Source organism: Veillonella criceti, from assembly GCF_900460315.1.
GTDB lineage: Bacteria > Bacillota > Negativicutes > Veillonellales > Veillonellaceae > Veillonella_A > Veillonella_A criceti.
In genome coordinates this window covers 356,110-378,933 of the sequence record NZ_UHIO01000001.1, presented here as the reverse complement: position 1 = coordinate 378,933, position 22,824 = coordinate 356,110, and the positions used below count along the sequence as shown (strand labels likewise).

21 protein-coding genes, 5 tRNA genes and 1 pseudogene are annotated in these 22,824 nt (G+C 38.1%); 2 read left to right on the top strand and 25 right to left on the bottom strand.

Features of this window, described 5'->3' with window-relative positions; all coding sequences use genetic code 11:
* Positions 1 to 5 precede the first annotated feature (5 nt).
* Positions 6 to 272, bottom strand: a complete 267-nt coding sequence (remA, locus tag DYE54_RS01740; RefSeq protein WP_115309612.1) for an extracellular matrix/biofilm regulator RemA — start codon at positions 270 to 272, stop codon at positions 6 to 8.
* Positions 273 to 298: 26 nt separating this feature from the next.
* Positions 299 to 1,180 (bottom strand): YicC/YloC family endoribonuclease, encoded by an 882-nt coding sequence (locus DYE54_RS01735; protein WP_115309611.1) that lies wholly within the window; start codon positions 1,178 to 1,180, stop codon positions 299 to 301.
* 175 nt (positions 1,181 to 1,355) lie between these two features.
* On the opposite strand from DYE54_RS01735, the gene DYE54_RS01730 reads away from it, so the two are divergent.
* Complete coding sequence (locus DYE54_RS01730) at positions 1,356 to 3,107, top strand: Rqc2 family fibronectin-binding protein (RefSeq protein WP_115309610.1); 1,752 nt, start codon at positions 1,356 to 1,358, stop codon at positions 3,105 to 3,107.
* A 156-nt stretch (positions 3,108 to 3,263) separates the two neighbouring features.
* On the opposite strand, the gene DYE54_RS01725 is transcribed toward DYE54_RS01730, so the two are convergent.
* From DYE54_RS01725 to DYE54_RS01665, 13 genes and pseudogenes are all read right to left on the bottom strand, one after another.
* A complete protein-coding gene (locus DYE54_RS01725; protein ID WP_115309609.1) occupies positions 3,264 to 3,716 on the bottom strand; it encodes an ATPase in 453 nt (150 codons plus the stop codon).
* Between the two features lie 20 nt (positions 3,717 to 3,736).
* Positions 3,737 to 4,225, bottom strand: a complete 489-nt coding sequence (gene coaD, locus DYE54_RS01720; protein WP_115309608.1) for a pantetheine-phosphate adenylyltransferase — start codon at positions 4,223 to 4,225, stop codon at positions 3,737 to 3,739.
* Positions 4,226 to 4,229: 4 nt separating this feature from the next.
* The gene (rsmD, locus tag DYE54_RS01715; protein ID WP_115309607.1) at positions 4,230 to 4,784 is read right to left on the bottom strand and encodes a 16S rRNA (guanine(966)-N(2))-methyltransferase RsmD; all 555 of its coding nucleotides are present in this window, start codon (positions 4,782 to 4,784) and stop codon (positions 4,230 to 4,232) included.
* A gap of 84 nt (positions 4,785 to 4,868) precedes the next feature.
* Positions 4,869 to 5,870 (bottom strand): NAD(P)H-dependent glycerol-3-phosphate dehydrogenase, encoded by a 1,002-nt coding sequence (locus DYE54_RS01710; protein WP_115309606.1) that lies wholly within the window; start codon positions 5,868 to 5,870, stop codon positions 4,869 to 4,871.
* Complete coding sequence (gene plsY, locus DYE54_RS01705; RefSeq protein ID WP_115309605.1) at positions 5,870 to 6,472, bottom strand: glycerol-3-phosphate 1-O-acyltransferase PlsY; 603 nt, start codon at positions 6,470 to 6,472, stop codon at positions 5,870 to 5,872. The genes DYE54_RS01710 and plsY overlap by 1 nt, the downstream gene beginning before the upstream one ends.
* On the bottom strand, positions 6,472 to 7,806 hold the full coding sequence (gene der, locus DYE54_RS01700) for a ribosome biogenesis GTPase Der (RefSeq protein ID WP_115309604.1): 1,335 nt from the start codon (positions 7,804 to 7,806) through the stop codon (positions 6,472 to 6,474). Before der ends, plsY begins: the two co-directional genes overlap by 1 nt.
* Positions 7,807 to 8,019: 213 nt before the next feature.
* Positions 8,020 to 9,927: a bifunctional 4-hydroxy-3-methylbut-2-enyl diphosphate reductase/30S ribosomal protein S1 gene (locus DYE54_RS01695; protein WP_115309603.1), complete on the bottom strand. Its 1,908-nt coding sequence runs from the start codon at positions 9,925 to 9,927 to the stop codon at positions 8,020 to 8,022.
* A gap of 22 nt (positions 9,928 to 9,949) precedes the next feature.
* Positions 9,950 to 10,567 carry a lysophospholipid acyltransferase family protein gene (locus DYE54_RS01690; RefSeq protein WP_115309602.1) on the bottom strand — a complete coding sequence of 206 codons (618 nt, stop codon included), beginning with the start codon at positions 10,565 to 10,567 and terminating at the stop codon, positions 9,950 to 9,952.
* A gap of 14 nt (positions 10,568 to 10,581) precedes the next feature.
* The gene (cmk, locus tag DYE54_RS01685) at positions 10,582 to 11,256 is read right to left on the bottom strand and encodes a (d)CMP kinase (protein ID WP_115309601.1); all 675 of its coding nucleotides are present in this window, start codon (positions 11,254 to 11,256) and stop codon (positions 10,582 to 10,584) included.
* Between the two features lie 51 nt (positions 11,257 to 11,307).
* Positions 11,308 to 12,558 (bottom strand): BaiN/RdsA family NAD(P)/FAD-dependent oxidoreductase, encoded by a 1,251-nt coding sequence (locus DYE54_RS01680; RefSeq protein WP_115309600.1) that lies wholly within the window; start codon positions 12,556 to 12,558, stop codon positions 11,308 to 11,310.
* Positions 12,559 to 12,701: 143 nt separating this feature from the next.
* Positions 12,702 to 13,418: pseudogene (locus tag DYE54_RS01675) on the bottom strand (pseudouridine synthase); the annotation flags it as partial.
* A gap of 6 nt (positions 13,419 to 13,424) precedes the next feature.
* Positions 13,425 to 13,979 (bottom strand): SMC-Scp complex subunit ScpB, encoded by a 555-nt coding sequence (gene scpB, locus DYE54_RS01670; protein WP_115309598.1) that lies wholly within the window; start codon positions 13,977 to 13,979, stop codon positions 13,425 to 13,427.
* A gap of 49 nt (positions 13,980 to 14,028) precedes the next feature.
* The gene (locus tag DYE54_RS01665) at positions 14,029 to 14,766 is read right to left on the bottom strand and encodes a segregation and condensation protein A (protein WP_115309597.1); all 738 of its coding nucleotides are present in this window, start codon (positions 14,764 to 14,766) and stop codon (positions 14,029 to 14,031) included.
* 211 nt (positions 14,767 to 14,977) lie between these two features.
* On the opposite strand from DYE54_RS01665, the gene DYE54_RS01660 reads away from it, so the two are divergent.
* Entirely contained in the window at positions 14,978 to 16,804 is a 1,827-nt protein-coding gene (locus DYE54_RS01660; protein ID WP_115309596.1) for a phosphoethanolamine transferase, read from the top strand.
* Positions 16,805 to 16,931: 127 nt separating this feature from the next.
* Here DYE54_RS01660 and DYE54_RS01655 read toward each other — a convergent pair whose 3' ends face one another.
* The 10 genes from DYE54_RS01655 to DYE54_RS01610 all read right to left on the bottom strand — a co-directional run bounded on the left by DYE54_RS01655 (position 16,932) and on the right by DYE54_RS01610 (position 22,823).
* Positions 16,932 to 17,384, bottom strand: coding sequence for a GNAT family N-acetyltransferase (locus DYE54_RS01655; RefSeq protein WP_115309595.1), 453 nt, complete (start codon positions 17,382 to 17,384; stop codon positions 16,932 to 16,934).
* A gap of 234 nt (positions 17,385 to 17,618) precedes the next feature.
* Positions 17,619 to 17,707, bottom strand: a tRNA-Leu gene (locus tag DYE54_RS01650).
* Positions 17,708 to 17,723: 16 nt separating this feature from the next.
* A tRNA-Cys gene (locus tag DYE54_RS01645) sits at positions 17,724 to 17,798 on the bottom strand.
* Between the two features lie 6 nt (positions 17,799 to 17,804).
* Positions 17,805 to 17,879, bottom strand: a tRNA-Gly gene (locus DYE54_RS01640).
* 5 nt (positions 17,880 to 17,884) lie between these two features.
* Positions 17,885 to 17,960: transfer RNA gene (locus DYE54_RS01635), tRNA-Phe, on the bottom strand.
* A 5-nt stretch (positions 17,961 to 17,965) separates the two neighbouring features.
* Positions 17,966 to 18,041 (bottom strand) — tRNA-Asp (locus tag DYE54_RS01630).
* Positions 18,042 to 18,302: 261 nt separating this feature from the next.
* Positions 18,303 to 18,902 carry an MBL fold metallo-hydrolase gene (locus tag DYE54_RS01625; RefSeq protein WP_115309594.1) on the bottom strand — a complete coding sequence of 200 codons (600 nt, stop codon included), beginning with the start codon at positions 18,900 to 18,902 and terminating at the stop codon, positions 18,303 to 18,305.
* A 35-nt stretch (positions 18,903 to 18,937) separates the two neighbouring features.
* Positions 18,938 to 20,446 carry a TrkH family potassium uptake protein gene (locus DYE54_RS01620; RefSeq protein ID WP_115309593.1) on the bottom strand — a complete coding sequence of 503 codons (1,509 nt, stop codon included), beginning with the start codon at positions 20,444 to 20,446 and terminating at the stop codon, positions 18,938 to 18,940.
* Between the two features lie 9 nt (positions 20,447 to 20,455).
* A complete protein-coding gene (trkA, locus tag DYE54_RS01615) occupies positions 20,456 to 21,808 on the bottom strand; it encodes a Trk system potassium transporter TrkA (protein ID WP_115309592.1) in 1,353 nt (450 codons plus the stop codon).
* A 52-nt stretch (positions 21,809 to 21,860) separates the two neighbouring features.
* Complete coding sequence (locus DYE54_RS01610) at positions 21,861 to 22,823, bottom strand: CvfB family protein (RefSeq protein ID WP_245935676.1); 963 nt, start codon at positions 22,821 to 22,823, stop codon at positions 21,861 to 21,863.
* Position 22,824: the final 1 nt, after the last annotated feature.

Below are 22,824 nucleotides of genomic sequence, written 5' to 3'. Positions count from 1 at the left end.
AGCACCTACGCTTCCGTAGATTCAGCTGGTGTAGCTTGAACAATACGATGTGCTACTGTTTCTGGTTGAATTGCTGACAACACAATTTGGCCACTATCCATCACTAAGACAGCTCGCGTTTTACGACCATAGGTAGCATCAACTAATACGCTCTTTTCACGTGCATCTTGAATCATTCGCTTAATTGGCGCAGACTCTGGACTGATAATAGCAATTAGACGATTTGCCGAAACCATGTTACCAAATCCAATGTTTAAAAGCTTTGTACTCATACTTAGTGACTCCTTACTCTTGCAACCTACTCTATATTTTGAATTTGCTCTCTAATTTTCTCTAACTCACATTTCAATACTACAACACGGTCTGTTATGGCTAAATCGGATCCTTTTGATCCCATTGTATTTACTTCTCGATTCATCTCTTGTAATAAGAAATCTAACTTACGCCCAATCGGTTGATTCTCTTTTAGTGTGTTTCTTAATTGTACCACATGAGAGCCAAAACGTACAATTTCTTCTGTAATATCTGTTTTATCACTCATAGTGGCTACTTCTTGCAAAAAACGGTCCATGTTAACCGTTATATCCGTTTTTTCTAACACGTTCGAAATTCGTTGTAATAATCGTTCTTCATACTTTTTGACTGCACTATCTTTATTATCTGCTACCTCTTGTAATACCGTTTCTAAGGTCGCAATGCGCCCCTCGATTTCACGTTCTAAATTAACCCCTTCTAACGCACGCATTTCACATAAACCAGTTACTGCTGTCTGCAATGCAAGTAATACAGCCGACTCCAATTTAGCTTCTTCAAAAGGCACATCTTCCAAAAGTAACCAATCCTTAGATATACTCATCATATCTTTTAACGAAGCTTGTTCCTTTGTCTGTGAAAAGCCTTCGGCCACTAAAAACTCACGGATCTGATTTGCTAAAGAATGATTAACAGTAAACACTTTCTCCTGATCACTCGTATTCTTTAAAGATACATTAACCTCCACTTTACCTCGTTGTAAATGCTCTTTAATATAACGACGTATTGCATTTTCTAAGAAATATAAAGCCGTTGGCATATTAAGATGAAGGTCCAAAAATCTCGAGTTTACACTTTTTATTTCAATGGTAATCTGTAAACTTTCATCGGTACTAATTCCACGACCAAAGCCAGTCATACTATTCATGATATATGATATCCTTTCTATTCTGCTTTCATGAACTTATTGAGTTACACTTCATGTTATATATCATTTTCTTTCATTTTATCATGTTACTTACGTAGGGTAAAGGAATCTAACCCCTTATATATGTGATAAATGTGATATACTTATTATATTAAATATATTAAAGGAGTGAACTATGAATTTAGATGGTTTAACCTTAGCCGTATTAACTAACGAGTTAGCCCAACATCTTGTAACTGGGCAAATTCAACGGCTATTGCAAATAGATAAAACTACGATTGTTCTAAAGATAAATACAAGTAAGGGCAATCAAGATTTAGTAATTACGGCTGGCAATATGCCCGCCTGTTATTTAAGTCAGGGTATAACTGACTTACCCAAGGAACCTTCAGCCCTTTGTATGTTTTTACGCAAACATATAGAAGGTTCACGTATTACGGCTATTGAACAACTTAATGGAGACCGTATATTGCGTATTAGTGCTGATAAATTAGCACTCGACGGTTCCTTAATTTCCAATCGCATATATATTGAGTTAATGGGTAAATATTCCAATTGTATTTTTGTACAAGATAACATCATTTTAGAAGCTTTAATTCACGTAACACCATTGATGAATCGCGAACGGTCTATTTCCCCTAAATTACCTTATGAATTACCACCTAATAGTGAACGTGGCAGTTTATTTGAATTTAATAATGAAGAGATTAAGGACTTATTAAAAAACTTCAATCAAGGAACAGTGGCAGAAACAGTGCGCCGTATTTTTAATGGTTTTGGCCCTGCCTTATTAAAAGAAGTCTGCTATAAAGCTAAACTCACAGAAAAAACAAATATTTCATCAAGTAATGAAAGGGAGCTTACTGCATTAGGCAACGCCTTAATTGATATAAAAGAATCAATTTCTAAAGCAACCCAACTATTAGAATACGAAAATGACAAAGGTAAAAAAATATATAGTCCCATTCCCCTAACTTACTTAGAAGATCAAGGCATACAGTTACGTACTATCTATTCGTCCCTTTCAGAGCCTCTTGAAATAGCTGTTGCCACACAGGGTGGCATTAACACAACGACCCATGAATTGGAACGAGTTTTACAGCAAGCCATAAAAAAAGAAGAATTACGTCACACTAAGATTCAAGCTGAACTTGATGCTAGCGACAAAGCGGATGAATATAAATCCTATGGTGATTTACTAATGATTAACGCCTATTTAGATACACAATATGAACCCAGTATTACATTAGACAATATTTTAGTAGATCCCGTAAAACCTATTACGATTCCTTTACTACCAGAATTAACTATTGTTGAAAATGCACAACACTATTATAAGCAATATACTAAATTAAAAAATCGCATGCAAAGTGGCTTATATCAACTAAATCAAAGCACTCAACGCATCAACTATCTCCAATCAGTCTTATATAGTCTTACCATTGCTGACAGCAAGGAATTGGTGCAAGAGATTTATACAGAATGTGAACAAGCCGGACTTCTTAAAAAGTCTAAAAAACCGGTTAGTTATAAATCGCCAAAGCACAACTTCATGCACTACCTCATTGATGGTGGTGAAATTTTCATTGGCCGTAATAATCAACAAAATGAGTATTTAACGCATCGCTTTGCCAAACCCACAGATATATGGCTTCATACCTTACAAGTACAAGGCAGTCATGTTATCTTACGCCCCACTGAAAGCACTACAGCAACTGATGAGATGATTACCCTAGCAGCCCAATATGCAGCTTATTTTAGCCGCGCAAGAGAGTCCTCTAAAGTCGCAGTTGATTATACGCCTATTAAATATATAAAAAAACCACCCGCTTCTCCCTTGGGCTTCGTTATTTATACCAATCAAAAAACAGCTGTTATCGACCCCAAAGCACCTGTTTTCAATAACAATACTAAACTTTATGAATAAATTACAACATATATTAAATCTAGATACAGGGTTAGGTTATAACTCTAACCCTGCATTTAGCTATCTTTACTATCTTTAACACAGACATGTACTTAAAAAGGCTCTCAGGAAATTCCTTATATACTAAGGATACTTCCTGAGAGCCTCTTTCTTAACTTATTCGCGATTCGATTGTTTTAAACTTTCTCGATTTTGACGCAAGCTTTCTAATGTTTTTTCTAAATTATTTTCAACATAACGCAATACATCACTCGCATATTGAATAGAGCTATCTTTCAATTCTTGAGAAGACTGATTGGCTAGCATAATAATTTGATTTGCCTGTGTCTGCGCCTGTTTTACTAATTCACTTTCTTCAGTGAGTTTAGCAATATAATCTTTAGCTTGTGCAATTAATGTATCGGCTTGACGTTGTGCATCAGCTAAGATTTTATCTTTTTCAGTCATAATACGACGAGACTCTTCAAGCTCTAACGGCAAGGATTCATTAATAGCGTCTAAAACACGCATAATTTCTTCTTCTTCAATGACCCGTTTGGTGGTCATAGGAATGCGACCACTGGTTTCGATTAAATTTTCCAAATCTTCTAAAAGTTTTTCTGTTTTCATTCTCGCCACTCCTATTAGTACTATTTACTACGATTTGCAAACTTTGCTTCCAAAGCCTCTTTTACCGTTTCAGGAACTAGACCCTCTAAGGTGCCATTAAATTTAGCTAATTCTCGAATTCCTGTTGAGCTAACAAAAGAGTACTTATTATTCGTCATAATAAACACAGTCTCAATATCATCATCTAAAAATTTTGAAAATAAAGCCCGTTGAAACTCATATTCAAAATCACTAAGCGCGCGCAAGCCTCGAATAATCATATAACTATTCTTGGACTTCGCATAATCAATTAATAATCCCGATGCACAATCAACCTCAACATTTGGTATATGGGCTACGGAGGCTTTAATTAATTCAACACGCTCTTGTTGCGTGAATAAACTATGTTTATTAGGATTATCTAAAACCGCCACAATCAATGTATCTACAAGCTTACTCGCTCGTTCGAAAATATCGACATGCCCATTTGTAACAGGGTCAAAACTCCCTGGACAAATGCCTATACGCACTTTACTAGCTCCTTTCAAGCTCATAGGGTACACAATACGTAACCTTCGTATAGCCAAATTGCTGTTCTCGCACTACACACCAGCCCTCTGGCAACACAAGTGGTTCCTTTTCATGATGCTCCACAATAAGCATTCCATTTTCTTTTAGTAATTGTTGATTGACTACTACAGCTAACGTAGCCGCCACAAAGCCTTGTTCATACGGCGGATCTGAAAAAATATAATCAAACTGTCGTCCCGCTAATTGTTTAGCCGCTACATCAATCGTAACTGGCAACACTTCAACATTTGATTCAAAATGACAATGCGTTACATTTTCTTTAATTATACGAGCTGTCCGTTTATCAACACAAACGGCTAGTGAGGCACCACGACTGACCGCTTCTAACCCAAAAGCGCCTGTACCAGAGAATAAATCTAGAACTGTCGCTTCTACTAAGCCATAATTTGTTAGCACGTTAAAAATGCTCTCACGCACCCTATCTTGAGTTGGACGCGTATTCATCCCTTTTGGCGCTTTTAAATTATGCCCTTTGGCTCGACCTGCAATAATTCTCATACTTCCCTCTTTATGCCTACACTTGTCTCTTAATTATAGTATATTATGTTACAAAATAAAAGTACATGTCCTGTGAAAAATTATTTATAGGAACATTTCATCTTTTAAGTGGCGTCCCATTAAATCCATTAAAGCGTCCTTAGGGGCTTTTTGATGATACAACACCTCATATAAAGCACTGGTAATAGGCATATCTAGTTGTTTCGCCTTAGCCACTTCATACACTGTTTTAACAGCAAAAAATCCTTCAACAACCATGTTGGAATGATTCATAATGTAATCCATAGTTTCCCCGTCAGCCAGTTTTTGACCCGCTGCACGGTTACGACTATGAGGACTCATACAAGTGGCAATTAAATCACCCATACCGGCTAGTCCCGCATAAGTTTCACGTCGGGCTCCTAAAGCGACACCAAATTTTGTCATTTCATGAAGACCTCTGGTCAGTAAAGCCGATTTACAATTATCACCTAACGCCATACCGTCAACAATGCCAGCAGCTAAGGCAATGATATTTTTAGTTGTACCAGCTAGCTCTACACCAATCATATCTTCATTCACATAGACTCTAAAATTATAGGTGCTCAATGCTTTTTGTATAAACTCAGCTGTTTCCTTAGTGGTAGCAGCTACTACAGTAGTAGCCGGCAAATCACGACCAATTTCTTCAGCATGATTAGGACCTGACAAAATAGCTAACCGCGAAGTAACAGTTCCTAACTCCTCATTAGCTACTTCTGATAATCGCTTACCAGTCTCCCGTTCAATTCCTTTAGAGCAAATTACAACAGTTGTATGAGCACTCACTAATGATCGTAATTGCTGTAACATAGAACGAACATAAATAGAAGGCGTAACAATTAATAAAATATTACAATCTTGAACAACCTGCTTTAAATTAGAACTTGTTGTAAGCGTATCTGGTAAGATCACACCTTTTAGATACTCTTTATTTTCTTTTGTTGTTTGCAACGCTATCGCTTGTTCTTCACGGCGACAATAAAGCCACGACTCATTACCGGCTTGCGCCGCTTTACAAGCCAATGCAGTCCCCCAACTCCCAGAACCAATAATACCAATTTTCATTAGGAATCATCACGCTCCGTTCGCTCAACTTTAAGTTCTTTGCCTCGTAAAAGTCGTAAAATATTTTCACGATGCCGTAAAATAACAAACAAAGCAGCTACTGTACCAAATATAATGTACCAAAACGGTTCACCAAATACTATCATAAGAATAGGCACTAAGGCCGCACCTATAATAGATCCTAGTGATACATATTTCGTAAAATAAACGATAACAGCCCAAGTGGCAAAGCAAATCGCAGAAATGACTGGCACTAAATAAATAAGTACCCCTAGTCCTGTGGCAACACCACGGCCACCCTTAAAGCCTAGAAAAACGGACCAATTATGACCTACCATTGCTAAAATGCCACCTAAGAGCATTAAATTAGGTTCTGGTGAAAAAATAGCAACTCCAGCCATTCCTTTAGCCGCGTCACACAGAAATACAGGTAAGGCCGCTTTCATCCCTAACACGCGATAGGTATTAGTAGCACCAATGTTTTTACTACCATATTGACGCACATCTGTGTTAAAAAACAGCTTACCAATAATTAAGCCACTAGGAATTGAACCCAGTAGATAGGCTAATAAAGCAAATAAAAACGTAGACAGTGTAAACATTAGTCGTCATCATTTCCCTTCTTGCCACGTAAAATTAAACGAATAGGCGTGCCTTCAAACCCAAATGATTCGCGCAGACGATTTTCCAAGAAACGCATATACGAGAAATGAATTAACTCAGGTTCATTAACAAAGAGAATAAAAGTTGGTGGTTTAACAGACGCTTGTGTCATGTAATAAATCTTAGGTAAACGACCACTTCTAGATGGTACCGGATTTACATTTTGTGCATCAGATAATACTTGGTTCAACACACTTGTGGAAATACGCATATGTTGTTGTTCGGATACAAATTTAATTAAATCCGCTAATCGATGAATACGTTGTTTGGTTAACGCAGATGCAAACAGAATAGGTGCATAACGCAAAAATCCCATTTCATCATAAATATCTTCGGTATAACGAAGTGTCGTTTTATCGTCTTTTTCCACTAAATCCCATTTATTGACTACAATAATGATACCTTTACCAGCTTCATGAGCATAGCCAGCAATTTTTTTATCTTGTTCGGTCACACCATCTACACCATCAAGAACCAGAACTACAATATCAGCACGGTCAACAGAGCGGAGGGATCTAACAATACTGTACCGTTCCACAGGAGCATCTATTTTTGCCTTACGCCGCATCCCTGCTGTATCAATAAGAACAAACTTTTGATCATCATGTGTCCAATGTGTATCAATAGAGTCACGAGTCGTTCCAGCCACATCACTAACGATAACTCGATCTTGCCCTAACAATGCATTGGTTAAGGAAGACTTACCTACATTTGGCCGGCCAATCAAAGCAACATGAATTGTATCTTCTTCATCCTCCGTTGTAGCTCCATCAGGAAAATGTTTAACTACATCATCTAATAAATCTCCTAAATTCATTAGATTTTTGGCAGAAATGCCAATAGGATCACCGATACCTAGATTATAAAATTCATAAATGTTAGCTTCTTGATTTACACTATCTATTTTATTAACGACTAAAATTACAGGTTTACCGCTAGCACGTAAAATATTAGCGACTTCTTCGTCCGCCGGTACTACACCTTGTTTTCCATCCACTACGAATAAAATTACATCAGCTTCTTCAATAGCCAATTGTGCTTGTAAACGCATCATTTTAGGAATCACATGACTATCAGCGGTAATAAACTCAATCCCCCCTGTGTCAATCATAGTAAATTCTCTATTTAGCCACTCTGCATCAAAATAAATTCTATCCCGAGTTACGCCAGGAATATCTTCCACAATAGAAATACGTTTATTTACTATGGCGTTAAACAATGTAGATTTTCCCACATTAGGACGCCCTACTACTGCTACTAATGGTTTTGCCATACTGTCACCTCAATCAAACATAAAATATCATTCTATATTGTAACATATTCAACGTAATCCATAAAGAACTTCACTGGTTATGACAATCTAAAAATGCTCAAAATCTTATTTTTCTAACGACTATCTTCCATCATAAAATAGACAAAAAGAGCTGTAAAGCGGATATTCCGCTTTACAGCTCTTTATATGAGCGCATTGCGCTAATTGCTAAAATTATTCAGCATCAGAATCAGCAGATTCTACTGGTTCCATTAATTCAGTTAAAGCTAAACCCAATTTCTTTTCGTCTTTGTTAAGAGAAATTACTTTAACTTCTACTTCACGACCACGAGTTAAGTAGTCTTCCACTTTAGCATTACGTTGTTTCGTAATTTGGGAAATATGAAGTAAACCTTGGATATCATCGTTAACAGCTACGAATGCACCGTAAGCTACCAAACGAACAACTTTACCAGTTAAAACGTCGCCTACTTTAATAGTTTCTTCAGCTACGTCCCAAGGGCTCTTAGTCAATGCTTTCAAGGACAAGGAAAGTTTGTTGCTTTCTGCGTCAAAAGATTGCAATTTAACTTCGATTTCTTGACCTACTGTCAACACGTCTTCAACGCGTTTGATTTTGTGCCAAGAAATATCGGAGATATGAAGTAAACCTTCAATGCCACCGATATCAACGAACGCACCATAAGGCATGATTTTACGAACAATACCTTTATAGTTGTCGCCAACATTAATATTTTTCAAGGCTTCTTCCAATTTAGCCTGGCGAGCTACTTCTAATACAGCACGACGGGAAAGAACTAAACGATTTTTCTTTTCATCGATTTCTAATACCTTAGCTTCGAATTCAGTACCTACTAAGCTATCAAGAGATTTAACGAAGTGTACATCCCCTTGAGAAAGTGGAATAAAACCACGAAGGGATTTTACAGTTACAACAAGACCAGCTGGAATTGCGTCCACACCTTTACAGATGATTGGTTCGTCTTTTTCCTGAGCTTCCTGTACATACTGCCAATCTTCGTCTTTAGCCAAACGTGTGATGGACAAGTAGATAGGATTATCTTCCTTGATATGGTTCATAATTACGGCTTTAATATGATCGCCATTTTTTAGCACGTCTTTAGCAGAGGCAGGTGCTGGATAAGCGATTTCAGTACGGTTCAAAGTTGCTTCCGTTTTATAACCGAAAGAAACGTACGCTTTATCGTCGTCAACTTCTACTACAGTACCTTCTACTACAGTGCCTTTCTTAAAGTCTTCTGCCCAGTCAGCTTCTTTGGCTAACAATTCTTCAAATTCATTCATTGTGTCAATGACCTCCTTAATTATCCAGTCGGGTGTCGATGCACCGGCTGTAACCCCTACCGTGTTGACTTGGTTAAACCAAGCCAGTTCTAATTCAGCAGCGGTCTCTATATGATAAGTAGTACATCCAACGTCACGACAGACCTCTGCTAATCTGTTAGTGTTACCGCTGTTTTTACCACCTACCACAATCATAAGGTCCACCGTTTTTGCTAAGTCTACGGCCGAATTTTGACGTTCTTGAGTAGCTGTGCAAATCGTTTTGAAAACCTTTAGATTTTGAGTTTTTTTCTCTAATATATCTATTATACTTTGAAATTTAAATTGTGAAAAGGTAGTTTGTACAACTACACCCCTATTTTCCACGAAAGGCAGAATTTTAGCTTCTTCTTCCGATTCAATGACTATACCTTTGTTTTGCGCCCACAAATTTATGCTAATCACCTCAGGATGTTTTTTTTCGCCCAAAATCACAAGTGACATTCCTGAGTCAATAACCGACTTCGCATCTTGCTGTGCTTTTTTTACATGCGGGCAAGTAGCGTCTACTACATGAAGTCCTTTATCGGTAGCTTCTTCATAAATAGCAGGTCCTACACCGTGAGAACGAATAATAACAGTTCCTTTAGGAATTTCATCCAATGAATCAACTGCATACACACCATGATTCTCCAAGTTAGCTACAACTTGTGGATTATGAATAATTGGACCTAATGTATAACTATGGTCCAAATGATTTGATGTATCTTGTGCCATGTTAACGGCTCGTTTCACACCATAACAAAAGCCACAATTTTCTGCAATACGTATTTCCACGTTTGCCTCCTTTTATTTTATATTAGCGTTTAAACTCAGGATGACTGGCTCTATAATCAGCCATCAAAGTTTCTAACGCAATTTTTACCTGTTCATTTAAAGCCGCAATCGCTTCCGCTGTTGGCTTCGCCTTGGCAACAGGAATGGGTTTACCAATAATAGTAGCTACTTGACCTCGTTTCATTTTATAAGAGCCCATAATAGCAACCGGTACTACAGGTACGCCAGTACGAAGCGCCATAGACGCAACCCCATCATGAAAACGCCCTAATGTATTATCTCTTTTCTGGCGTGTGCCTTCAGGAAAAATACCCAAAACTAATTGATCTTTTAAAATCCCCATAGCATGGCGAATAGCAATTTTATCGACCCCACCGCGCTTTAAAGGGAATGCACCTAACCAACGGCAAAAGAAATTAGAAATAGGATTTTTAAATAATTCCTCTTTGGCCATAAAACTTACATGTCGTGGCAACGCAAGACCTACAATACATGGATCATTATTACTTTTATGATTTGGTGCCACAATCACAGGCCCAGTCTTAGGAAAATTTTCACGTCCTATAACATCGGCCTTATAAAGCCAGCCATATACAATTTGGAAGGCTGAACGCCATAAACACTCTGAAAACTTATCCATAAAGCGATACTCCTTTATTTTTCAGCTGCTGCAATTAATTGTATCATACGATCAACCGTTTCATCAAAGCTTAAATTGTCAGAGTTAACCACAATCGCTTCTGGTACGCATACTAATGGCGATTCTTTACGATTCATGTCCATTTCATCGCGCGCCATAACACTCTTTTTAATGGTCTCTAATGAAATAGATTCCTTATCCTTAGTTTCTAACCAACGCCGTTTAGCACGCGCTTCTACAGACGCGGTTAAATAAATCTTTAATTCTGCATTTGGCAATACCACAGAGCCAATATCCCGGCCATCTAAAATAACGCCGCCAGCGGCTGCCATAGCTTGTTGCTGTGCTACTAAAAACTCACGAACTGCTTTAATAGAAGCAATCTGTGAAACCGCTTGATTTACAGATTGGCTACGAATATCCTCTGTAATATCTTGACCATTTACAAATACAATAAAGGCTTCCTCTGTTGGTTCTAAGCGTAAAGTTAAAGTTCCTAGTAAAGCCGTTACAGCCGATTCATCAGTAGGATCTAAACCATTTTGCAATACGGCCCATGTAACAGCACGATACATAGCCCCTGTATCAATATATAAATAGCCTAATTTTTTGGCTACTACTTTTGAGATACTACTTTTACCGGCCCCAGCTGGTCCATCAACTGCTACTGCAATTCGTTGATTACTCATATCGACAAACTCCTCGCCATGACATGAATTCATGGACTTAAAATACAACTATTATTTTTTATCTCCATACACGGCATGTTGGGCCGCCACGTAAGCTGTCGCAAAAGCAGCTTGTAAATTATAACCACCTGTAAACGCATCCACATCTAACACTTCACCAGTAGCATAAAGGCCTTTAACCAATTTTGACTCCATCGTTTTTGGGACAAATTCTTTAACTGATATACCACCAGCTGTAACAATAGCTTCTGCAATAGGACGCATTTGTTTAAATGTTAATGGCATATGTTGCAATATATAAACTAACTGCATACGCTCTTCACGACTAATTTGGTTAATAAATTTGTCAGGTGCCAAACCAGCTAATTCAATAATAACAGGAATCAAACGCTGTGGTAGTAAATCTTTTAATCCATTAACCAGTTGTTTTTTAGAATAGGTGATAAAATCACGTTGGACGCGTTGATCTAATTGTTCGACAGTTAAGGCTGGTTTTAAATTAATCAACAGTTGAATCGAACCCATATTCTTTTTCTTTAACAACTTTCCTACGGTATGACTTAGCGATAATACAATAGGGCCTGTAATCCCGAAATGAGTAAACATCATTTCACCAAATTGCTTAGCTTGCACTTTCTCCTTAGCCACTACCGATAGTTCTACATTGCGCAAGCTTAAGCCCATTAGGTCTTTGACCCAAGGTTCTTTTGTTTCTATAGGCACTAAAGAAGGACGTAAATCGGTAATGGTATGACCAATATCTTTAGCCATTTTATACCCATCGCCGGTAGATCCCGTTAAAGGGTACGATAAACCGCCTGTCGCTAAAATAACGGCATCACCATAATAAGTCTCTTGGTCTGTAATAACACCTTTCACAATCCCATCGCGAACAATAATTTGCTTAACTGCTTCATTCAAATGTAAAATGCCACCATAGCCTTTAAAAACACGCATGAACATATTGCGCACATCTAACGCTGAATCTGATGCAGGAAATACACGACCACCTCGTTCTACCTTAGTCTCTAATTTCCAACTATGCAATAGTTCTAACAAATCACGATTATCAAACTGTTGATACGCGCTCATCAAGAACTTACCATTACCAGGTGTTTTAGCGATAAAATCAGCAATGGGGGCATCGTTGGTAATATTACAGCGACCTTTACCAGTAATCCCCATCTTCTTACCCACCATATTCATCTTCTCAAGAAGCGTCACTTTTGCCCCTTCACGAGCCGCTATAGTAGCGGCCATAAGACCAGCTGCCCCCGCTCCTACTACAATGATATGTTTCATTAACGGCCTCCTTTTGGACGACGTTGATTATTTCTGTTACTACTACGGGTAGCACCACTACGGCCAAACTGTTTTTTATTATCTCTCGGTACCACCCGTTTATGGTCTTCAACATTATCATGTTTACTAAACGGTAGTTTACAAAGCGCCTTCAATTGACGGAGTTCTTCGCCTTGTAATTTACGATAGGCCCCTCGCTTTAATCCAGCAAGTGTTAAGCCACCATACGCAATTCGTTTCAAGTTATATACACTGTACTTAAAATGTTCAAACATGCGACGAACTTGACGATTACGCCCTTCATGAATAGTAATTTCTACAGTCGTCGTATTTGTTTTACTGTCAAACCCATAATCAACTATTTCAGCAGGCGAAGTCACGCCATCTTCTAGTTCTATACCTTGACTCAGGGCTTCTAAATGTTCATCAAGTACACGCCCTTTTAATTTAACTTCATAGGTCTTAGTTACTCCTTTAGACGGATGCATTAAAGCCTGCGCTAAAGCCCCATCGTTAGTAAAAAGTAACAAGCCTTCCGTATTATAATCTAAACGCCCTACTGGATATACGCGTGTCTTAATATCTTTTAAATAATCCATAACGGTTGCTCGCCCCTGAGGGTCACCTACAGAGGTAATACTTCCTTTTGGTTTATTAAAAATATAATATTCTAATGTTTCTGGTTCAATCCGTTGACCATCAATTTTAACCCGATCAATGGCTGGATTGATTTTTACACCTAATTCGGTAATAAAACGACCATTCACCTGTACCTTACCAGCTACAATTAATTCTTCTGCTTTTCGTCGTGATACATAACCACAACGACTAATATATTTCTGTAAACGTTCTGTTTCCATATACGATTACGCCTCCTTACTCACGGGTAACTCCTCTTTGGTAGCTACTTCTTGTTTTAACGTTTCTACCGATTCAATGCCAACACTCCGTAAAAACGTATCGGTAGTGCCATATAATACAGGCCGACCAATACTTTCCTTACGTCCTAATTCTATAATTAAATCACGTGAACTCAACTGCTTTAATACTTTTTCACAGTTAACACCACGAATTTCTTCAATTTCACTTTTAGTTACTGGCTGTTTAAAAGCTATCACAGCTAGTGTTTCCATAGCAGCTGGCGATAAACGGTCCTCCCGTTGCCGGATTTGACTTACATAAACACTACTTTCAGGGGCACTTACTAATTCAGCCCCAACACCACTAAGTTTCAAACGAAGTCCTCGCTGATTAACTACCAACTGCTCGCTGTAATGCTGTAATAACTGTTCTAACCCCTCCTCTGAGAGGGTAAATAACTCGCATAATAGTGCCAGTGGTACCGGTTTAGCCGCTGAAAATAAAACAGCTTCTAAATGGGCCAATATCATAGCATCTGTAGGCTGATTCACATCTGTCATAAGCTATTTCTTACCTTTCTTACTTGTTTTCTTAGTTTACTTTTACACATTATATAATTTCACTAATTAACGTTACATCCTGTAAAGAACCATCATTTCCTTCAACTATAGGCGCCGTAATACTAAAAGTTTGACGTTTCAACAATTCTAATACAGCAATAAACATAGTTACTTTAGCCGCCTTTACAGTCACTTCATTTAATAAAGCAACAAAGCTAAACCGTCGTTTTTGTTTAGCTCTTAGTAATAAGGAGTCAATCATTTCCTCCAAACTATAGGCTTCTTTTTCTACTTTAACTTTAGGTGGCTCTGGAACAATCTCCTGAGAGCGCTCATAACATGTTTTAAAAATGGAATATAGTTGTGCAATATCAAATCGAAACACTGATTCTTGCCCCCATTGACTTAGCGCATCAGGGCGACTAAAACTTTGACTACTCATTTCAGTCTTTGCGGTTAACGCATCTGTTAATTCCTTGATTTGTTTATATTCCAATAAATTAGCAACTAGTTCATCCCGTGGGTCTTCAGCTTCTTCTGGATTTAACGGAGCTGTCCGCGGTAACAACATACGAGATTTAATCTGTAATAATGTAGCAGCCATGACCAAAAACTCACTACTATACTGAATATCGAAGGTTTGCCACAATTCAAGTTGCGCCATATATTGCGACGTAATCTCTACAATAGGAATATCATATATATCTATTTTATGCTTTTCAATTAAATGGAGTAATAAATCCAATGGCCCTTCAAATACGGCCAACTTATATTCGTAGGATTGCATCCTGTCTCCTCATCTTACTATTCAAACAAATAAGAGGGGTTATACGCCCCTCTTTATTGCTGTCACGAAGTCTCGATAACCTTTTTTTCATTGTATCACAGAAATTTACCATTTAACAACCTAATAAACCCGTAAAATCCCATTATCTCCTTGTAATTTTACAGTAATTCTGCTATCGTATTGATGATATTATATTACAAAGGACTTGACTATGAAACCATTAACTTTTTGGTGGCGTAACGCCATCTTGCAGGCAGCCTTGTGGTGTATCCTCATCTTTGCCGTCTTTTATTACATTTATGAACCTATTACACTGGGGTTTGACTGGGAAGATTTAACCTTATTAGCGATTCCTTCCATTTTAGGGTTAGCCCTATTTCAACAACTAATCCGTAGTACCTTATGGCATCGTGTATTTTTAGGCCATGGCGTGTTAGGACTAAGTTGGGCCCTTACCTATCCATTATTATATCACTGGTCCTATACAAAGCCTTTTTACTTCTATGAATTCTTTCCTGATTTTTTATTTGGAGCACTCCTCTTTATGGGGCTTAGTCTGATTCACTACTTCATTGTTTATCACTTGCCCTATCGTCGAAGAGTCAGTGTAATTATGGCCCTTGTACAATGGCTCCTTTCTATCATACCCTTGATACAAATTGGCTATTATATCAATACTTGGCATTGTCTAACCCCGGCTACCCTTATGGCTTTATATCAAACTAATCCAGAAGAAGCTTTCGGCTTTTTAAAAAGCGCTGGTGGTGTTTGGGGGCTTATTGCCATGACGGCAGGCGCCATTCTCCTTTTTATCTTTTATTACTGGTCAAATGAAGGTATGAGCAAATTAGCTCGTCGTCAAGTAATGACCAAATTCCGTTTAGGTGGTTTAAGTCTTATTTGCTTAGCTTGTGCTATTTACTTACCATTTGGTTTCTATCAAACTGATATTGTAAGAAACTGGTGTGATGTGGCCACCTATATGAAAGAACTCCAACAGTATAGTGAAAAACATCAAACTATTTACACTGATTTGCAATTAGCAACTAAAGAAACAGCAGCTCAAAAAGTGCCAGGTACTGTCATCTTAGTCATTGGTGAATCATCCTCCAAAAACTATATGAAAGTGTACAACCCTAATTTTGAATACGATGACACACCATGGCAAAGTGACATGGCTACTAACAATCCTAATTTTATCTTTTTCCGCAATGCTTACTCTTCCTATGTACAAACAGTACCAACGTTAGAGCGAGCTTTAACAGAACGTAATCAATACGATGATAAACCATTCTTAGAGTCAGCTAGTATTTTAGACGTAGCCAAAAAAGCGGGCTATTTTACCAGTTGGTTCAGCAATCAAGGCGTATATGGTGAATATGATACAGCGATTTCCTTAATTGCTAAAACAGCTGATCGTCCGCTATGGGCGCATGAAGCATATATGTTCTCTGACAAATATGATGGCGTTTTATTACCATTATTAGATCAAATCGAACCTTATAAAAATAACTTCATCGTTATTCACATTATGGGAAGTCACATTTACTATAATGATCGCTATCCACATGAATTCAGTAAATGGAAAATTGGCGAAGTACCGCAAGGTAAAGAAGCCTATGCTAATAGCCAGCTATATACAGATTGGTTGTTACAGCAAATTTATACCTATGCCAAGGATAAGTTAAACTTACAAGCTATGATTTACTTCTCCGACCACGGTGAAAGTTTGCATCATTCCCATAATCCTGATATTTTCGATTTCGATATGACACGCATTCCTCTCTGGGTCTATGTCTCACCAGAATATGAAGCTGCTTTTCCTGAAACAACCTCTATTCTCCGTGATCATGAGCATAAATATTTCACAAATGATTTACTTTATGACTTAGTATCCGGCATCTTACAAGCGCCTTCTAATCGTTATGACCGAAGTCGTGACTTCTCTAATCCAAATTATCGTTTCGATAAATACAATTTAACAACCTTATTAGGCCAAGAGCCATTATCGAATGATCCTGAAGCGGTAGACCCGTAAGGACATGATAATAAGATGCCTATAAAGAAAAAGAAGCGAAGTAAAGCTAAAACGCCTTACTTCGCTTTTTATATATGTCTATTTCTAGTGTGTACGCCTATTTCTAATTTCTAGGCTACTTAATTCTTTAAGCTAATGGTAACGATAAATGAACAACTGTACGCACTGGTTTCTTTACATTTCTATCAGTGCTCTTAAATCCTAACGCTTTATATAATTCTTTAGCGCTTTCCATACTTGGCAAACTATCTAATAATAAAGTCTTGTAGCCCTTTTCTTTGGCTTCTTCCACTATAATATGGGCAATATTCATACCAAGGCCTGTACGGCGAAATTCTGGGCGTACATAAAGACGTTTCATCTCAGCCGTTTCATAATTAACATGACGCAAAGCCACACAACCTGCTGGTATACCGTCAACGAAGGCAATATATAAAGCTTCTCTATCCCCTTTATATTTCTCTTCTAATCCTTCAAATTCTTTTATATCAGCGGCTACTCCTAGCGACCGAACATAATCAACAAATAGTTTTTTTACTTCATCAATATACTTGTGACCATCCCGAAGTTCAAAGTTCATACAAAATCCTCCTTTTGCTAAGCATCATAATCATTAGCTTAAAAGCCTATAGATAGCACTATCTTAGCATTTAACTTTACAACTTACAGACTATAAACTACCTGCTAAAAGAATCATATAACTGCTACGATTCATTCTGTATTGTATTAATTCGCTACGGAGAATAAAAATTCCTGCTTTTGAAATAAAACTTCTTAAAATAAAAATAGACTGAACACGAATGTTCAGTCTAAATGGTGCCGAGGACCGGAATCGAACCGGTACGGTTGTCTCCAACCGACGGATTTTAAGTCCGTTGCGTCTGCCTGTTCCGCCACCCCGGCATGGGTGGAATATATATGGAGGCGGCACCCAGAATCGAACTGGGGAATAAAGGTTTTGCAGACCTCTGCCTTACCGCTTGGCTATGCCGCCAAATAGTGGAGCGGAAAACGAGATTCGAACTCGCGACCCCCGCCTTGGCAAGGCGGTGCTCTACCACTGAGCTATTTCCGCACACATGGTGCCCCAGGACAGAATCGAACTGTCGACACAAGGATTTTCAGTCCTTTGCTCTACCGACTGAGCTACCGGGGCAAACGTGGCGACCCCGATCAGATTTGAACTGACGATCTTCGCCGTGACAGGGCGACATGTTAACCGCTACACCACGGGGCCGTTTACGTTACTACGTTATTATAGGTGTTTCAGAAGTAATTGTCAAGCAACTTTTTTAAAAGATTTTTAAGCTTGTTTTTGTTTACTGCCGTTACCCTTAACAACGAAAATTATTCTACCATGTTTTAATATACTTTGTCTAGTCTAAATTTAAAATTTTATTTCAAAGTTTAAAAATCCCTTTTATAGACCGGTAAAAAGACATTAGCTTACCACTTAAAAGGCTCGTATAAGTCCCTATTTTGCAACAATACCTATAAATCAAACTTTTAAGTACGGATTGTGTATTAATTCAGTTTCTAACGTTGTATCATCTGCATGACCAGGATGAATAATCAAGCTAGGATCCCAGCTCATAATCCGTTGTAAAGACTTAGCTAATACATCAGCATCGCCATTGTAATTATTCGTAGCGCCTATAGAGTTTTTAAATAAGGTATCTCCAGTAAAAATATGTTGCTTCCATTGTATCACCACACTGCCCTTACTATGTCCTGGTGTTTCAAATATGTAAAGATCAAAAGACCCTATTTTCAAGGCTCCCTCCTGAAGCGGTATATAAGGTGACTGACATAAGCCTTTATAGGCAGATGGCATTCGTCGTTTAGTATGCAATAATTCATCATCACCAGGATGCATATATACAGGTACTGATGTCACTTGACGCACTCCATCCACAGCACAAATATGATCACAATGGCCATGTGTCAATACAATAGCCAACAATTCAGCATCCCCTACCATATCTAATACCTTGTGTGCGTGAAACCCTGGATCAATAATGATAGCTTGTTTAGCCTCTTTTAACACATAACAATTCGCCTTATATAAACCTAACGGTTGTTTTAAAATTTGTGTCATAAGAAGCTCCTTCCTCTCCTATGAAATGCCTTTTTTTATAAACGACGGTGAGTCCCTGTTGGTTGCCATACTTTATAACTACGTTTACGTCGTTTTAGAAAATAGCCTTGCCAAAAATCAGGATGTAATAAAACTAACAATGTAAATAATTCTAAACGACCTAATAGCATATCTACAATGCAAATAACTTTAGCTATAGGATGTAAAATTGAAAATGACCCTTCTGGACCTAACGCCCCAAAAGCAAGGCCTACATTCCCTAAAATCCCTGCTACACACTGTAATGATTCACCAAAGCTAAGCCCCGTAGCTGAAATGCCTAAAGCAGAAATAGCAAATACTGTCATATACAAGAAGAAAAACTCTTGTGTCATCTGTACCCATTTCTGAGGCATTCGTTTCCCATTAATCGTAATCGATTGCACAATATCTGGGTGAATAGCTTTACGTAAATAAATAATCACACTTTTAATTAAAATGATAATACGAATAATTTTAATACCACCAGTAGTAGAACCACTACAACCACCAAAGAAAGTGGCTGAAAAAAGCATCATCTGTGCCAATGGCGGCCATATGTCATAATTCCCTAGCACAAGACCAGAACCTGTTTGCATAGACACTAACATAAAAGTAGCATGGTTCAAAGCATTGCTAATCGTTTCACCAGCACCAAAAAATAAGGATAGGGCTACAATAAAAATACCAATGCCTAAAATAAGTAAGTACATACGATATTCAAAATCCTGCCATACGGCCTGTAAGCCACGTTGAAATACGGCATAATAAACTGTAAAATTACCACCAGCTAAAATCATAAAGAAGATTAATATACCACGAATAATACCATTTTCAGAATAAATATCAGTCACACCCGTATTTGGCGTATAACCACCGGTAGCAATTGTTGTAAACGTCATATTTACCGCATCAAAATATCCCATACCAGCCAGACAAAGCGCAGTAAAACAAACAGCCGTAAACAGCAAGTAAATCGTCCATAATTTAAAGGCCATCGATCGAATACGAGGCAATACAACCCCAGGTCTTGGTACTGAAGCTTCTGCGTTAAAAAGATGTGCTGAATCAGCCCCTAAATTCTTTAGAAAGGCCAAAACTAAGACTACAATCCCCATGCCTCCTAGCCAATGTGTTAAGCTTCGCCATAGTACATAACTTTGTGGTAACGCATCAATATCTGGTACAACGGAAGCACCAGTAGCCGTAATGCCTGATACGGATTCAAAAAGAGCATCAATAAAGCTAGGCAATACGCCACCAAAATAAAAGGGCAAGGCGGCAAAAAAGGAAACTAAAATCCATATAGAACTTACCGTTAAAAAACCATCACGCAAACTATAAGACGTGCTAGGTTCCCCATAATAGTAAAGTAAACCGCCTGTTATAGCTGCCACTAATGAGCTCAACAAAAAAGAGACGTATATCTCTTCAAATACTAAACCATAGCAGAATGGCACTAACATAATAGCAGCAACAATTAAAATTAATTGTCCCACCAAATGCATAACAATTTGTATACGCATACTCCACCTCTACTGAACTGGCTTTAAATAAGTCAATAATTTATTAACATGATTTGGCAATGTAAAAAATACCATATGATCATCTGCATGAAGTACGGTATTACCAGTTGGTACAATGGTAGAGCCATCACGCACGATAGCGCCAACTAAGGCTTTCCCTGGCAACTTAAGATCTTTTAATGCACAATTTACAATCGGTGATACAGGACTTAGAACAACTTCTACTGCTTCAGCCTTTGAACCTTCAAATGTAGAAATACTAACTACATTTTCACCTTTACGTACCATACGTAAAATTTCACCAGATGTTAATAGGCGTGGTGAAAATACAATGTCAATCCCCACTTGTTCCATCAAAACGATATATTCAGGGCGACCTACACGTACAATCGTTTTAGGTACACCCAAATGTTTTGCCAGTAAAGCAACTAATAGATTCAATTTATCATCATCAGTTAAGCAAATAATAGCATCACAATCAGAAATTTCCTCAGCTTCTAACAGCTCCATATTAGTCCCATCGCCATTAATAATCATAGCATTATCTACCATAGCTGCTAAGTGCTCACATCGGGCCATATCCTTTTCAATTACTTTGACAATATAGCCTGCTTTTTCTAATAACACTGTCAAATTACAACCAATCAAACCAGCTCCAACAAGAACAATACGTTTCGTCTCTTCCATCATCGCTTCTTCGTGAAATTCTTCAGCAATTTTTAAAATCGAATCACGAGAACCTAGAAAAAACACCTTATCCATAAGCATTAAACGACTTTCCCCATGAGGAATTATCATTTCCCCATTACGCAAAATGCCAACAATAATAACACTTTCAGGAAATTGAATATCACGCAAACGTTTTCCCACATATTGTACATCTTCATGCATTTTAAATTCCATAAGCCGTACAGCACCACTGGCAAAATCTTCTACATCTAATGCGGCTGGTGTTTGTAAAACCTGTACAATTTCCTGTGCTGAGACCATTTCTGGGTTAATAAATAAATCAACCCCTAATTGCTGTTGTAATTCACGATTTTCTTCTTTTAAATAATCATTATCACGAACACGAGCTATTGTACGCGGAATGCCACCAATTTTTGCTACTGAACAGGCTAGCATATTAACTTCATCAGAATCAGTAACAGCAATCAACATGCCTACATCATCCATGCCAATTTCTTTAAGGAGTTGCAAACTACTCCCATTCCCCTGTACTAAACTTACATCTAAGCTATTCTCTAAATTACGAATTCGCTCAGCCGACTTTTCAATGATATATACATCATGTTCATCTTGTACGAGACGCTGTGCTACTGAATAGCCTACTTTTCCAGCACCTACAACAATAATTTTCATATTAAAACCCTCATACACACTTACAAGGAAAGCAAAGAAAGGCGTAATAAAATTACGCCTCACTTGTTTTACTAATTGATTCACTCACTTGCGTAGACGCTTTCGGCGTATCTAAACCATCTGCGACTTCACTAATTGATTCAGCGGCTACACGGCCTGTTTCCGTCAATAAAGTCCACCCCTCTTCTTGGATAACTTTACCGGATTTCATTAAATGCCCTACAGCTCGCTTAAAAGCGGCCTTACTAAAGCCAAATTTATCTTTAATAATTTCAGCTGATGTTTTATCACTATAAGGCATACGTCCATTACGCTGTAATAAGTACTGTAATAAACGGTCCCCATCAATCGTTAACGCGGTTTCTTTCACAGGCCGCATAGATACGTTGATTCGTCCATCTTCCCGTTTATAGGTAACACGTGCTTTTATCAATTCGCCTACCTTAAGATGACGTGTCATTTCACTACGATGTAAAAAAGCAATCCAGCGCTCTGGGGTAATGAAAAAAGCTCCATCAGGAGTAAAATTATAAATAGCCCCTCGTACAATTTGCCCCACGGTTGCTTCTATAGCCGGCTTAGCCGCTCTTCGCATAGCATCATCCACATCCATAGATACAGCAAGACGACCTGATTTGTCCGTATATAAACGGACCCAAACTTTTTCACCCAATTGCGGACGACCGCGCATTTCAGCATGAGGCATAAAAATACCCCGTTCTGTACCTACCTCTACAAAGCAGCCAAATTGCGTTGTGTTAATCACTTCCACATACCCAATTTGACCTTCTTTAATAGCTGGTAAACGCATACTAGCCGTTAAACGCCCTTTAGGATCACGGTACAAAAAAACAGGTACTTCATCACCAATAGCAACAGCTGATGTTTGCTGTTCCTTATGTAATAAAATATCATCATTGGTGTTACCTGTGCCTCCATCTAAAAAGGCGCCTTGCTCACTTTCACGTAATACTTTTAAGGTAGCTAAAGTATTTTCTGATAATTGTGTTGCCATA